The 14349-nt window shown below is 41.3% G+C and carries 11 protein-coding genes; 1 reads left to right on the top strand and 10 read right to left on the bottom strand.

Annotation, left to right across the window (positions count from 1 at the left end; translation table 11 throughout):
* On the bottom strand, nt 1-1255 hold a 1255-nt coding region (locus AB7E53_RS01745; RefSeq protein ID WP_446773817.1), incomplete at its 3' end, for a ligand-binding sensor domain-containing protein.
* Nucleotides 1256-1600: 345 nt separating this feature from the next.
* On the opposite strand from AB7E53_RS01745, the gene AB7E53_RS01740 reads away from it, so the two are divergent.
* Nucleotides 1601-3613 carry a beta-N-acetylhexosaminidase gene (locus AB7E53_RS01740; RefSeq protein ID WP_446773815.1) on the top strand — a complete coding sequence of 671 codons (2013 nt, stop codon included), beginning with the start codon at nt 1601-1603 and terminating at the stop codon, nt 3611-3613.
* A gap of 512 nt (nt 3614-4125) precedes the next feature.
* Here the strand turns inward: AB7E53_RS01740 and AB7E53_RS01735 are convergent.
* The 9 genes from AB7E53_RS01735 to AB7E53_RS01695 form a co-directional block, all read right to left on the bottom strand.
* Complete coding sequence (locus tag AB7E53_RS01735; protein WP_446773813.1) at nt 4126-4884, bottom strand: LytR/AlgR family response regulator transcription factor; 759 nt, start codon at nt 4882-4884, stop codon at nt 4126-4128.
* Nucleotides 4881-5903, bottom strand: a complete 1023-nt coding sequence (locus AB7E53_RS01730) for a sensor histidine kinase (protein WP_446773810.1) — start codon at nt 5901-5903, stop codon at nt 4881-4883. The genes AB7E53_RS01735 and AB7E53_RS01730 overlap by 4 nt, the downstream gene beginning before the upstream one ends.
* A 38-nt stretch (nt 5904-5941) precedes the next feature.
* The gene (locus AB7E53_RS01725; protein ID WP_446773808.1) at nt 5942-7033 is read right to left on the bottom strand and encodes a GTP-binding protein; all 1092 of its coding nucleotides are present in this window, start codon (nt 7031-7033) and stop codon (nt 5942-5944) included.
* Between the two features lie 13 nt (nt 7034-7046).
* Nucleotides 7047-7436, bottom strand: a complete 390-nt coding sequence (locus AB7E53_RS01720) for an aquaporin (RefSeq protein WP_446773807.1) — start codon at nt 7434-7436, stop codon at nt 7047-7049.
* Between the two features lie 109 nt (nt 7437-7545).
* Nucleotides 7546-7866, bottom strand: coding sequence for an MIP/aquaporin family protein (locus tag AB7E53_RS01715; protein ID WP_446773805.1), 321 nt, complete (start codon nt 7864-7866; stop codon nt 7546-7548).
* Nucleotides 7867-7961: 95 nt separating this feature from the next.
* Complete coding sequence (locus tag AB7E53_RS01710; RefSeq protein WP_446773803.1) at nt 7962-9236, bottom strand: outer membrane protein assembly factor BamB family protein; 1275 nt, start codon at nt 9234-9236, stop codon at nt 7962-7964.
* 29 nt (nt 9237-9265) lie between these two features.
* On the bottom strand, nt 9266-10537 hold the full coding sequence (locus AB7E53_RS01705; protein ID WP_446773801.1) for a glycosyltransferase family 4 protein: 1272 nt from the start codon (nt 10535-10537) through the stop codon (nt 9266-9268).
* Nucleotides 10534-13665 carry an FtsX-like permease family protein gene (locus AB7E53_RS01700; protein WP_446773799.1) on the bottom strand — a complete coding sequence of 1044 codons (3132 nt, stop codon included), beginning with the start codon at nt 13663-13665 and terminating at the stop codon, nt 10534-10536. Before AB7E53_RS01700 ends, AB7E53_RS01705 begins: the two co-directional genes overlap by 4 nt.
* Nucleotides 13662-14333, bottom strand: coding sequence for an ABC transporter ATP-binding protein (locus AB7E53_RS01695; protein WP_446773797.1), 672 nt, complete (start codon nt 14331-14333; stop codon nt 13662-13664). The genes AB7E53_RS01700 and AB7E53_RS01695 overlap by 4 nt, the downstream gene beginning before the upstream one ends.
* Nucleotides 14334-14349: the final 16 nt, after the last annotated feature.

The following is a 14349-nucleotide window of genomic DNA, read 5'->3' as shown; positions in this document are numbered from 1 at the left end:
TATCATTCGAACTCAAGTCATCCTCTCTCATTCCCTTCTGATAGTTCTTAACTCTTCCGGTGCGTAAATCAATGCGGTTGAGTCCCTTGGAAAAGGTGCCCACCCACAGAAAATTTCCATCCATGCACAGACCATGAACATTGTTGTACAATAACTTGTCTACAAAAGGCTTAATTTTTCCATTTTGAGGATCAAAAAGAAATAAGCCCTTATCCTCCGTACCAATCCATATGGTACCATCTTTCCCCTGACAAAATTCACGTACCCGCTTTCCCAATCTGAAATTATCCTCCTTTTTGGGATAATATTTTTCAAAGTAGGAGTATCCCTTGGGATAATAATTTAGTCCGCCGAAATAAGACCCGATCCACATTCCACCTTCCTTGTCTTTGTATAATGAGTAAATCGCATTATCAGACAATGAATAAGAATCCGCTTCGTCATGCACAAGATGATTTCTTTTACCGCTAAGCAAATTATAAATATAAATCCCCGATTCGGTACCTATCCAAAGCTCGTCGTCTGTGTAGTATGCTATGGAGCGTACATAGGGTAACTTTCCATCTTTCATCGGCAATAAATCGCGAACCTTGTTCGATTGGATGTCAATCTTCTTCAGTCCCCCTTTGGATGACCCCACGAACAACGTATTATCCGGGCCCTCCACCAATTTGTTGATAATATCGTCGCGGAAAGGCTTCTCTCCCGTATCCGACGAAAATGGATGAAGAGATTTAAACTGGTCGTCGGAATAATACAAGTTATCGGAATAGAAACTGATCCAGCACCGTCCTTTTGAATCGAACAAGAAATGTGTCACATTTCCCGTAACCATTTGTCCGGGACCGTTAAACTGATAATTCTGTAATTTCCGGGTTTTCTTATTAAAACTAAACAATCCCTGCGAATCTACGGATATCCATATATTACCGGATTTATCACCCAAAATGGAAGTTACCGGTTGTGTAATTACCGTGTTCCGGTTGCTATTAATTGTGAATTTGCTGAACGACTCTGTCTCTTTCGAATAGACATACACCCCTATATCGGTACCCACCCAAATATTTCCATCGGTATCTTCATACAAAGTCGTAATAAAGTTGGTCCCCAGGGTACCTCCTTCTTTTCTGAAAACGCGAAAAGTGAGACCATCAAACCGGTTTAAACCATCTTTGGTCCCAAACCACATAAAACCCTGACTATCCTGTAAAATAGCATGAACCGTATTTTGCGACAACCCATCTTTACTATTCAACCTCTGGAAATAATACCTGGTATCCTGTTGATTAACGGAACACCTCGCCGAAGGGGCATTCGTCAACAAGCACAAAAGGAGGCAAATAAATAAATAGAGCTGTTTATTCATTATCAATCCGGTAAAATATTCGTACAAATATACTACAATTATTATATCTCAGGCTCAAATTCTAATAGACCGATTTTTATCCAACCGCTCCAGTTATTATAAATATTTTATATATTTGCAATTGTTATTTACAATATTTCAAATCAATCACCGGATTAAATCATTCATAGCAAGAATTTACGCGTAAAACACAAATATATTTTATAAACTTCAACATACAAAAGAACTGTTTAAATGAAAAAATTAATAATATTATTATTCATTGCATTGTGTACAGTGCAAGGGGTATATGCGGGAATTGATCATCTGTTACCCCAACCACAAAAAATAGTAAAGAGAAAGGGTGTTTTTAATCTGAACCGCACCATACAACTTATTCTTCCTACCACCACTTCTGGTGATCCGTCAATTAAATCAGAGCTTGGAGGGTTCATTGGCATGAATGGAGGAAATGTTACCGAAAAACCCTCAAAAGCTGTTATCCGTATAAAGCTGACCGACAAAGTGGATGGATGCGAATTTCAGGAAGAGGCTTATTCATTAAACATTGACCCCTCGCAACTAACAATTCAGGCCACAACGCTTCAAGGGGCTTACTGGGCAGTACAGACCCTCCATCAGCTGGCAGAAGGTAATAAGGGGAAATTACCGGCATGCACCATTACCGACTGGCCGGCCTTTCCCATACGTGGCTACATGCACGACATCGGGCGAAGCTACATGAATTATGATGAGATAAAAAAGCACATTGTCAATTTATCCCGTTATAAAGTTAACGTATTTCACTGGCATCTAACCGAAAACCAGGGTTGGAGATTGGAAAGCAAACGCTTTCCTCAGCTAAATGCACCATCCAGCTACACGCGTCATCCCGGCAAATATTACACCATTGAACAGGCAAAAGAATTGGTAGCCTTTGCTAAACAGCACAACATTATCGTAATCCCGGAAATAGATATGCCGGGGCATAGCGAGGCCTTTACACGGGCATTTGGCTATTCCATGCAAACACCGCAAGGATTGGAGACTTTAAAAGAGTTGATGAATGAAATATGCGATGTATTTAAAGATTCGGAATGGATGCATATCGGCACGGATGAGGTAAAGATCACCATGCCTAACTTCGTACCGGATATGGTTAGCCACATCCGCAGCAAAGGGAAAAAGGTTATTTCATGGAATCCAGGATACAAATATACTTCCGACGGTATCGATATGATCATGATGTGGAGCAACCATGGCCGGCCACTCCCCGGGAAACCGGCAATCGACTTACGTTTTCATTATATCAACCATTTTGATACCTTTTCCGATTTAATTGGCATCTATAACAGCAACATAGCAAGACAGCCTAAAAGAAACGAACAATATGCGGGTGTGATCGTGGGAATGTGGAACGATCGAATAATGGAAAATGATAATGCCCTGCTTACACAAAACAACTTCTACCCTGCCCTGCTCGCCGTTGCAGAACGTGCATGGAAAGGAGGAGGAGATAAATATATACAGGAAAATGGCGTTCAACTGAACCCTTCGCAATCAGATTTCCCCGACTTTGAACGGAGACTTCTTTTCCACAAGAACAATTATCTGAAAAACGAACCCATTGCCTATGTAAAACAGGTGGATGCCAGTTGGAAAGTTACAGACGCGTTTCCAAATTCCGGCAATCTTACGGCCTCCTTCCCTCCGGAGAATAAGTTGTCCGACACATATTCATACGAAGGGAAAAGCTATAACACCCGGACCGTGTACGGATCCGGCATCTGCTTGCGTCACGTTTGGGACCCCATTGTATCTGGATTGTTTAAGAATCCACAACCCAACTCTACGGCCTACGCTTACACCTATATCTATTCTCCCAAAGTGCAAAAGGTTGGAGCCTGGATTGAATTTCAGAATTACAGCCGTTCCGAACCCGATCTTGCACCCCGCCAGGGTAAGTGGGATAATAAAGAGAGCCGAATCTGGATAAACGATGCTGAAATTGCACCTCCTGTCTGGGAAAACACCCATACCGTACGCAATCAGGAAATACCTCTTAAAAACGAAAACATGGTCGCACGTGCACCTATTCCCGTTGAGTTGAAGAAAGGATGGAACACCGTATTCGTAAAACTCCCTGTGGGAGCATTTACAACTCCGGAAGTCAGATTAATCCGCTGGGGATTCTCGTTTGCACTTGTTACCCCCGATGGTAAAGATGCCATAGAGGGACTGATTTATTCGCCGGAGATGCGGAAATAGAAAATTACAAACTTCTCAGCTTCAAAACTAATTTATTGCAAAACAAACTGTCATCCATCATTTTTACCACCCAAACAGCTGGTTAACAAAGATATATAAAATGATAGATGGCATTTTCACATCTGTCAGCATGTGCCATCTGTCACATCCCCCCGATCACGGAATTAGAGCTGATTTTGCAAAACACCACCACTTTTAAAGCTTTAATAGCGAGTAACTAAAAATTTCTCCCTATCAATTAGCTCCTTCTATTAAGACTTCTATTTTCCTCTATTAGGGGAACTATTCGTTCAACAATTGTGTACTTTGCGTTTGACAATTGTTGAACGCAAAGTACACAGCTGTTGAACTTGCGTTTAACAGCTGTCAAACGAATAAGTATTCGTTAACAAAAAATTAGATCATCGTAGTAAACCTATTACTTTCCTTAAGGGATTTGAATAAAGAACTGCTTGGCAATGACGTAGGGCAATGTATTGCGTCTAGTTTCTAATCGTGAAAGTCTGTGAGATTCAGTGAATCCCATTTACTATCCACGCTTTGAACTCAACCGCTTTATTTTTGCTTATATAAATCCGCTCCAGAACATCCACATCCAAGGTTATAAGAAGTCGGCTGTCAAACCATACGGTAATATTTGTTACACTTTCTCTGGCAATAATATATTGTTTGTTGGCTCTGCAATAATCAACCGGGTTTAGCAATGAGTATATTTGTTCCAATGTTCTGGAATATGGGTATATATTGCCATCTTTCATATAGATGTAGGTATTTCTGTCGGTTGTATAAAAGCAGGAGACATCCTTTAAATTTACAGGGAGAAGTTTATCTTTTAGAGGAACCAATAGTTTATCTATATACTTTTGCTCAACAGAAAGCTGCGTATACCTGGCAAAATAATGCATGAGGTCAGACTGCGTCCATTTTCTGAACTTTGCGAGAGCTCGCTGTAATTCTTCCGCTTTGATGGGTTTAAGCAGGTAATCAATGCTATTTACTTTGAAAGCTTCAATGGCATACTCATCGTAAGCTGTAGTAAAGATAACAGGAATTTCAACCTTAATATGTTCAAAAACGGAAAAGGCCAAGCCATCTGATAAATGAATATCCATCAGAATAAGATCCGGTAACGGATTTCTCTTTAGCCATTCTACTGTCTGAAATATACTTTCAGTATTACCTACAACCTCTACGTCGGGCTCAATACTGACAAGAATATCTACCAGGTTCTCGTAAGCAACAGTTTCGTCTTCTACAATCAATATCCTCATTTCAATGTACTCTTTAAAGGTAAATAAACGCTGAATGTATCCCCTTTATCTTCAATTCTAATCTGTTCATTCATTAATAGCAAAAAACGATTTTCGAGATTTCTAAGTCCGGTTCCATTTGTTACGGGAGGTGTGAGCTTTGGATATACTGGATTTGACACAACCAATTCAAAACTTTCATTAAACCTGAAAGTTATAGTCATCTTATGCAGACTGTCTATCATGTTATGAACAACCACATTGTCAATGATGGGAAGCAATGAAAGAACGGGAATTTTGAGATTCATCATATCATCATCAATATCAATATCGAAAACCAATTTATTTGCAAATCTTACTTCCATCATATAACGGAACGCATCGACAAATTCAAGCTCTTCTTTAAGAGTAACCAACCCCTTCTTGTCACTCTGCAAAATATAGCGGAAAACATCCGACAGCTTATTCACATACTCCAGTGTTACCTCATCATCTTGCCTTCGTATCAAGGCCGTAAGTCCGTTAAGCGAATTAAAGAAGAAATGCGGGTTTATCTGGTTAGCAAGGGCGTTACAGCGACTTTCCAGATTTTCAATCCGCAGCAATTCAATTTCCTGCTCCTTCCTTCTTTGTACTGAATAAAGATAGGAAACGTGACCTATAAAAGTACAAACAATACATACCACCAAAAACTGGAATAACAAAATACTGGTAAAACAATCTGCTTTAGTACAACATAGATAAGATATCGCTACGTACAATAAGTAAGCAATTATTGTTATAGAGAAAACGGACCAGAACCGTTTTTTGGCAGAGTGCATTTTAATTTTCCTCAAATTGAAGCTGATTAAGATCCAAATAAGTGAAACAAAAAACAGGAATCTAAAAGTAAAGAACACGATATGTCTTGTATACTCCTCTCCATCAAGAAAACTAAGTTCCCAAGGAAGGCAGGCAATATTGGGATAAACAACAAAAAGAGCACTAACCATGCTGATTAGCATAAGCTTAAATGAGCTGTAACTGTCAAAGAGATTCATCGATATTTTTTTTACAAAATTAAAACAATAATTCTGATTTATAGCACTTTCGTAAAACGATAGGTAGGTTGTGGACGTCCTGGTTGTAAATATTTCCAAGCCAATATATCAGTAACATATTTATCGATTGTCAACGATTCGAGAGTTTTACGCACAATGCCATCAAGTTTTTCTGGAGATATCTCAACACGCGCATTGATAGTCAATCTGATCGAATTGCTTTGTCCAACTGAACCACGAAGGGAAAAAGCATTTGAAGTCCCGACAATATTACCTACAATAAACTTCTTATCATTTTCTAAAATTACTTTCACATGACCCACTGAATGGCGTTGCTTATTAAATTCGGAAGAAAGGCTAGCAAGAAATTTATGGGTAAAAACATCCCAGTCAGTATTTTCACCCTTAATAATTACAGTTCCATTTAACCAGCCAAGAATAGCTTCACCATTTGCATAAATATCATAATCTATCTCAACAATCTGCTTCCCTGCATCGCGACGGGATAAGACATCATCCAACCATTGTTCGACACCATTTCCTACAATGGCACTTACTTCAAATATCGTTGCTGCTGGAAATACTTGGGCTGTTCGCAGCTTCAGTCGATTCAGCTCTTCTGTAGTCAACAGGTCCGTTTTATTGATAAGGATAATATCGCTTTCCTCCAGTTGCTTCCGATATATATAGGCTGCATCGGGATGCAAACCTGCATTACCACCGTTAAGCATGGAGTCAAGACGGTTTGGATCTGCCAGAACAGATAGTGGTGCGATATGCAGTTCGCGGTTCCAAAATTCTTTGAGTGGCTGCATAATGGTGGCAGATAAATCTGTACAGCTTCCTACAGGTTCAGCGATAATTACATCGACATCTGCTTCTTTTTGCATCTCGCGGATAGCTTTCGTAAAACCATTGAAGTTGCAGCAGAAACAACTACCACTAACCTCCAGGACATGCATATCATTAAGGAACAGCAGTTTACTATCAACTAATTCGGGAGCCTGATCGTTTGTAATTAATCCCACCTTAAGTCCCTTTCTCATTAGTTTCTGAGCTGCATACCAAAGCAATGTAGTTTTTCCGGCACCAAGGAAACCTCCGACAAGTATAAGTTTTGTTGTTTTCATCTTTTTTAATTTATCAGTTTATATGTTTATCACATTTGCAGGCCTTTGAAGTCTGTTTCATTAGAGGCTCAATTATATGGAGAAAAAACAAAGAAGCCGCTGTTCCTCCAACAACCGGAGCCAATATGTACACAAAGAAAAAGCCCCCGTTATTGTCGGGAAACGCAGCACTTCCCCATCCAGTAAGCCAAGCCACGATACGCGGACCGAAATCACGCGCCGGATTAAGACCAGCTTGGGTGAGGGGAGCTAGCAGACAAATTATGGATGTTACCGCGAGACCGATAAACACCGGTGCAACCGTATCGCTGGGACGTCCAACGTTACAACCTTCGGTAAGCGCAAAAATTAGTAACAGCAAAAGAAATGTTCCAAACGCCTCGGCCCCCATTGCCAAATTCATAGATACAACAGCTTTTGAACCAGAAAAGGAATAGAACTCCCCAAACATTTTCGCCGTCTCTATCGAAGCCTCCGTACCTCTTACAATTCCACGGCTACTTTCGTAAGCCTCAATGGAAGGAGAGAATAACATAAAAACTACCCCCCCCTGCTAAAAGAGCACCAAGGAATTGGGCACTTAAGTAAACCGGCAGTTTCCTTGCAAGCATTCTTTTACTGATTACCATGGCTACGGATACAGCAGGATTTAAATGAGCGCATGATAAATGGCGGGTCAGATAAATTGCCAGCATTACACCGATACCCCATACAATCCCAATCTGGAAAATACTGTTATATTCTCCAAACAAAACAGACGAAGCTACAGAACCACATCCAAACAGTACTAAAATAAATGTCCCCAAAAATTCGCCAACAAATTCTTTCATCATATTAATATCCGATTTAAGTAATAGTATCTGAATTGAATCACAAAAAAGCGGAAACTCTTTTGTGATTCAATTATAAAAGTTAGTCTGTACGATTTTTATTTGATTTTATAAGCCATCAGGGCATTGCCGTGGCGTATGTAAAGCACTCCGTTTTGTATTACAGGGTGCGCCCAATGAGGTCCTTCGCCTTTAGTAACACGGAATTCACTTACTACATCAAACTTTTCGACACTGGGCTTTACCAACCCTACCGTACCGCGACGTTCGTCGTAACAATACAACATGTTATCTGCTGCGACAATGGAACCTTTACCTTTTCCCCCGCTCCAGGGATTATCATAGAGAGTCTTTCCAGTTTTCCAGTCAACAGCCACCCAGTTTCCCTGGTTATTATTAATCCAGTTTGAACCAAACACAATGCCATTATGCAAAACAAATCCACCGTGATGAGTGTCAAGGTCGTTATTACGCCATACAAGGCTTGCATTCGTGGCATCGACATTCAGTCTTAACATAAAGGCTCCTATATCGTAACCAAAAGAAAAGAAAAGATATCCATTGTCGTAAATCGGTGTATTGGTAGCAATGTTTTCTCTTCCTGCGTCCTTGCTGCCCCAATCGTTAAATGTCCACTCAATGTTACCTGTCTCCGGATTAACACCCACCACATTATGCCCCGTAACTGCAATGATCTTCATTTTGCCGTTATTCATGATTAGCAGAGGTGAAACGTAAGAGCCGTTATCACTCAATGGTTTGCTTTTCCATACAACTTTGCCTGTCTCCGCATTCAGGGCAACCATAGTTGTTACATCTCCTCCTGGGGTATAAATCACTTTGTTATCGAATACAAGCGGACTTTCGGATGTTCCCCAGATTCCGGTTTTCCTTTTAAATTCGTTGGCTCCATCTACTTTCCAAACGATGGCACCGTCTTTTATATTTATACACACAATCTCACCTGCTCCACTGATTACATACGCCTTATTTCCTTCAATGGTTGGTGTGGTACGGGTTTCGGGATAGGTTTTATCCCAAGGAGAACCGTAAACAATCTCGTAAATCTTTTTTCCCGTCAATGTATAGGCAGAGAAAATCTCCTTGGTTTCATCTTCATTCATTCCGGTTACATACAAGCGATCTCCAAAAACTACAGGACTTGAATATCCTTTTCCTGCATCCAGGGTTTCCCATATGAGCTCCGGACCTTCGGTTGGCCAGGTTTTAAGCAGACCGGTTTCATAATAGTTACCATTACGCTCCGGACCTCTCCAACTGTAGGGCGATTGAGCGGTTACCTCGACAGTAACCAGGCAAGCCAAGGCTACTCCTAAATAACAAAACTTCTTTTTTTGATCTGATGTCTTCATGTTGATTTATATTAGTGTTAGACAAATTATTATTGATTACCTGTAAATTGAGTATAAAGCATGAGTAAATTTTCTGCCATCACAAGTTCATTGTATCGTGAGGCGGATAAATCAACAGCCTTCTCAGCGTAACTGACATATAATTCCTTATCGGTCAATAGCTTTTCAAGGGCATCTGCCAATGCGTCGGAGTTGTTGGGTTCGTACAGTATACCGGCCTCACCCACAATTTCCGGAAAGGAACCGGTTGCTGGCTCCACGACAGGGCGACCAGCCGCAAATGCTTCACACAGATACAGTCCTACTCCTTCTTCAAAGGTGATAGGTACAGATAGTACGGATATTGAGTTGTAAAAACCAGCATGATCCTCCAGACTGTAATCATCGACTATCTCTACCACCTCTTTGTAGGGCGAAAGCAGACGCTTTATCTCCTTCATGAAGCGCTTGTCTTTTCCGGTATAACCTCCTGCTATTTTTAGTCTGAGGTTTTTGATTGTCCCCCTTTCCTTTAGCTTGATAAACGCATCAGCCAGTATATCAAGTCCGTTTTCACGATTCATCCGGTAGAAGAAACCGATTACCGGATCTTCGGGATAACCCGTGGAGGCATATTTTTGCCTGTCTACTCCGGGATAAATCACATCTATCTCCGTTAGTTGAGGAAGGCGCTGCCGGATGAACTCCTTGTAGAATTGGCTGGTTGTAATAAATCGGTCTACATATCGGCTATTATCAATAATTCCCTGCCAAGCGGCCGAAGCATCCTTTTTATTCATGCTGTCGATCCACACCTCTTCGTCTTGCACAGAACAGATAATGGGAATATCCATCTGCAAGCGAATCATCCGGGCAATACCTAGCAATAACGAACTGGAAAGGTGGATGATATCCGGCTTTTCCTGCTCTTTGATCCATTGAATCAATTGGGAAACCTGCTCTTGAAACACCGCATCCTCACCGTTGATCATGGATAATGTCATCGCCTCCGCACCTTGAGCCGAAGTTGTACCCGACATGGAAGAAGCAATATTCAACATCGCATTCGATGCGGTAAAACGTTCCAGCCACTTGGGCATCTTTCTTTTACAAAAAAACTTTTGTGCTGTATAGAAAGTAGTCGCCGGGAAAAACAAAGGGGCATCAGCCTGAAACGATTTATGTTTAAGGGGTAGATAAAGCGGCATAATAATTACCTTGTGTCCGGCTTTGCGTAATGCCGATGCCTGTAGATTATCACGGAAACAATTCCCGCAATAAAAGGAGTCGCCGGAGCCGGGTATGATAAATAATATCTTCATACGAACAACCGTTTTGATTTTTCAATTTCTTCTTTAACCGATATCTTTACAAAAACCAATACGAAGACCATAAAGACAATTATAAAGATCAAAGCTAATAACCATATCCAAATACCTGCATTTGTAAATGTACTGCTTACCCCTATTAAAGCACTTATAAAACCTGTGGCAAGTGCGTACAACGGGACAAGCAGATTTTCTTTATACAAAAGCATCTCTATTCTCTTGTCTGTAAACCCCAATGTACGGTACATATTTATTTCCCTCATCCGCATGGAAAGATTTTTACGAATCACGATAACAAAGCCCATAATACCCAGCAATAATCCTAAACATCCAAGCGTCATAAAAATGGTCAGGTAGGTGTCTGTCACGGTATTGAATTGTCTGAGTCGGTCGTTTGTAGTTAAAATCCGCACGCCATATTCATTCAACGCTTGAGAGAGAAGACTTTTAACCTCTTCTTTCTCTGCTTCATCCACTTTAAGAAGAAATACCTCACTGCCGGTTGTTTCCTCCCATATTTCCCGAAACAAGGCCTGGTCTATCAAAATATTCCCTTGAAAGATGGAATTAGATAACGTTCCGGCCAGCTGTATGGCAACCCGTTGTCCCTTGTCTCCTTCATACCAAAGGGTATCTCCCAAATTTAGCCTCAAACCCCAGGTAAGTACGGTGGCATCGACTAATGCCGGATAAACAGAATCATTACGCGCCTTCATCTGTTCGAAAAAGGCTTTTCTTTCCAGAGGATACAAACTTTGTTCAATCTGAAAATCACTGGCAGACAAAGCGTTCATATCAATCCCCAGCACTGTAGAGTTCTTTACTTTATTAAGATTCAGACAACTTGCATCATCGGCACTATACCGTAAACACTGGAGTATTTCCGTATCAGGAGGCAAATCTGTAAGCGAAAGTTTTTCCCTGCCTGCCTGCGTTGCCATGGAATGATAAATAGGCACACTGCTTTCACACCAGAGCGCATATCCTCCCGTTCCGGTACGAAGCTGCGAACTGTCGGCAAACCCTTTCCGGTTTAGTCCTACAGAAAAGACGATAAACACACCGGTTGCTAAAGCCAGAAAAGATAACATAGCCTGCTTTTTGCCAGCATATAAGGTAGACCATGTCAGGCTGGAAACATGAAAATTATCCTTCGCAGCAGATGCATTGCGGGTAATAAGGAAGTCCCCCCACAAAGCTGCCATTCCAATCAGCACAACTCCCGTTGTTACAAAAAGGGTTACTGAATGTAGAAAAAACACATTGATGCCTATCATACCTATCGCCAGCACACCCGAAAGGATAAGCAAAACTCTTTTAGTTCGGATACTTCCTTTTTTTCGTCCGGATACTTTCTGTTTCTCCTTCATCATCTTTACAAGCATCAGACGAAGCAGTACCAAAGACAGCGTGATACCTGCAAAAAAGCCAATAAGTATAGTAATCAAATCCGGATATACAATAAAACCACCTGTTTGTGTGGCTCCTATCCACACATTTCCAAGCATCCACATCACCAGGCTGGTATATAGCAATCCGACCAAGACCCCGGCAACCGATGCTACCAGTACAACAGGAGCCAATTCAATCCAAAGGATTTTAACAATACGTTTCCGCGTATAGCCAAGTGATTGAAGCAGTTCTATTTCATGCCTCCGCTGATAAAGCATTTCGGTCAACGGAATCAGCATCAGCATCATTGCGGAAACTATAATAAAGAAAGCGAGTGCAAGAAAAAGTCCGGAGAAATCTACGCCATTCTTTGCGGCATCCAATCCTGCTTCGCGGGGCGAAATAAGTTGAATACTAAATATGGCCGGAGTAAGTTCCGACAGATCGGGTTCCGCATTGGCCACCCTAACGGCTGTAGCATTTCCATAAGCATTGCCCCACTCCTTCGCCACTGCATCGTAAGCAATAATAGCTTTGGGAGTACTTCGGTAAAGTTTCCAATAGTCTTCGTCCTCATCAGTTATCAGATCCATATTAATGGGAAGATCGCTATCCCAATCGGTACACCGTTCCACATCAGAAAGGCCCGGAAACTCGGCGCTCAAGGTGCTGTCTTGCCGCAATTGGGCCAATGGAACAATTTGCCGCACCTGAAATTGGATGGTATCCGTATGCAATATCTTTAATTCCTTGGAAGTAAAATAAGAAACCTTTATGGTATCGCCCACCCTGGCATGCAGCCTGCGGGCCGAATAATCGGAAAGAATAATCTCATTCTTCTTCAATAAATCTCCATTATACCGGTCTGTCGCTGTTACGAAAGAATAAGGAATGGAAGCCCCGTCCAACTCTATTGAATTGGCAAAATAAGAGAACATCCTATTTGTCTCCCGGTTATTTAGCCGTATTGTTTCCACTACTTCTTCCTGCAGAAAAACCCGGTCGGATGTAATTTCCGTATATCCGTTCTTTCGGTCCACCTTTAGTCCGGAACTGGTATAATCCCAGACTTTGGCCAGATCTGCATCAGATAAGGGCTTGTTGTTCAGTATGAGGTTTATTTTCCCTTCCACTTCAAGAACTTCTGCCAGTTTGTCGCGGTTTACAAAAATATTAAACGGAATGATTTGCTCGTTTTTCATGCTGATGTTGCCACCGGATTTCGCATCCACAACCCCGCAAGATGATAGGCGAAGACTGGTTGTGTAGTTTTCGGTTACAAATAGAGAACCAGATGGAACCAATCCTTTTGCCGGCAGACGAAGTACGATATCAGCCGTTCCTTCCTGCTTCAGTTCATCAGCCAATGCAGAGTTCATCATGACAGAATCTTTGGAAATAGACATATCGTCTACTCCCCAAACAAATACTGGAATTAGCTTTTGTCCCTGCGAAACAAAGCCATTTGTCAGCAAGATACCTCTGGCTGATTCTTTTAAAAGGGATGTTTTAAGCAGGTTGGAAGACATAAAAGAGTTTCTTGAGAAGATAACAATTTCAGTATCTCCAAAACGTTCCTCCACCTGCCTGACCAAAGTCATCCGGACTGAATCCCCTACAACCAGACTACCCACGATTACGGCAACGGTAATAAGTGAAGCTACTGCTATTAATTTATAATAGCGTATATAAAAGGAGATATTCTTACGAGCCAGATTTTTTATATTCATCTCAAAATACCTTCTTTAAGAGTTAAGATGCGGTGCGCTACTGAGGAGGTTTCTTCCGAGTGTGTAACCATCACGATCGTTGTCTGCAAATTCTGGTTGATTTCCGAGAGTAACGAAGCAATATTCCACGCATTATCGGCATCCAGTTGTCCGGTTGGTTCGTCGGCAAGAAGAAGCTTGGGCTTCATGATCAAAGCCCGGCAAACAGCCACACGGCTTGCTTCCCCTCCTGATAAGGTTGAGGGATATTGATGTGCAACACCGGATATATTCGTTAGTTCCAGCAATTTGAGTGCATATTCAGTTTCTTCTTTTCCAGTGCGTGAAGCGTATGCCAAAGCTGGCAGTAAAATATTTTCCAGTACAGTATATTGAGGCATCAGCCGATGATCCTGAAATACAAAACCGAGCTGTTTATTGCGAACCATTGAATGATCGACTCCTGCTGTAGTCATTTCCGTATCATCCAATAAATAACTACCGCCATCGGGTTGAAGCAACGTTCCCAGAATAGACAACAGTGTTGTTTTACCCGAACCTGAAGCTCCTTTTATAGCAACGAACTCACCCTTTCCAATCTCCATATTTATTCCACGGAGCACGTTATTCAGCTGATTTTCTCCATCCCGGAAGCTTTTTTTTACATTTGATAGTTTGATTAATGACATATATTTACATATTTCG

The sequence above is a fragment of the Macellibacteroides sp. genome (genome assembly GCF_050251695.1).
In the GTDB taxonomy this organism is placed as follows: Bacteria; Bacteroidota; Bacteroidia; order Bacteroidales; family Tannerellaceae; genus Macellibacteroides; species Macellibacteroides fermentans.
Note: the sequence above shows the minus strand (reverse complement) of the source record. Positions and strands in the feature narration are given on the sequence as shown.

Coding starts and splice junctions, on each gene's coding strand:
- AB7E53_RS01740 (WP_446773815.1), top strand. CDS start 1,601: ATGAAAAAATTAATAATATTATTATTCATTGCATTGTGTACAGTGCAA.
- AB7E53_RS01730 (WP_446773810.1), bottom strand. CDS start 5,903: ATGAATCTCTTTGACAGTTACAGCTCATTTAAGCTTATGCTAATCAGC.
- AB7E53_RS01705 (WP_446773801.1), bottom strand. CDS start 10,537: ATGAAGATATTATTTATCATACCCGGCTCCGGCGACTCCTTTTATTGC.
- AB7E53_RS01695 (WP_446773797.1), bottom strand. CDS start 14,333: ATGTCATTAATCAAACTATCAAATGTAAAAAAAAGCTTCCGGGATGGA.
- AB7E53_RS01700 (WP_446773799.1), bottom strand. CDS start 13,665: ATGAATATAAAAAATCTGGCTCGTAAGAATATCTCCTTTTATATACGC.
- AB7E53_RS01710 (WP_446773803.1), bottom strand. CDS start 9,236: ATGAAGACATCAGATCAAAAAAAGAAGTTTTGTTATTTAGGAGTAGCC.
- AB7E53_RS01720 (WP_446773807.1), bottom strand. CDS start 7,436: ATGAATTTGGCAATGGGGGCCGAGGCGTTTGGAACATTTCTTTTGCTG.
- AB7E53_RS01725 (WP_446773808.1), bottom strand. CDS start 7,033: ATGAAAACAACAAAACTTATACTTGTCGGAGGTTTCCTTGGTGCCGGA.
- AB7E53_RS01715 (WP_446773805.1), bottom strand. CDS start 7,866: ATGATGAAAGAATTTGTTGGCGAATTTTTGGGGACATTTATTTTAGTA.
- AB7E53_RS01735 (WP_446773813.1), bottom strand. CDS start 4,884: ATGAGGATATTGATTGTAGAAGACGAAACTGTTGCTTACGAGAACCTG.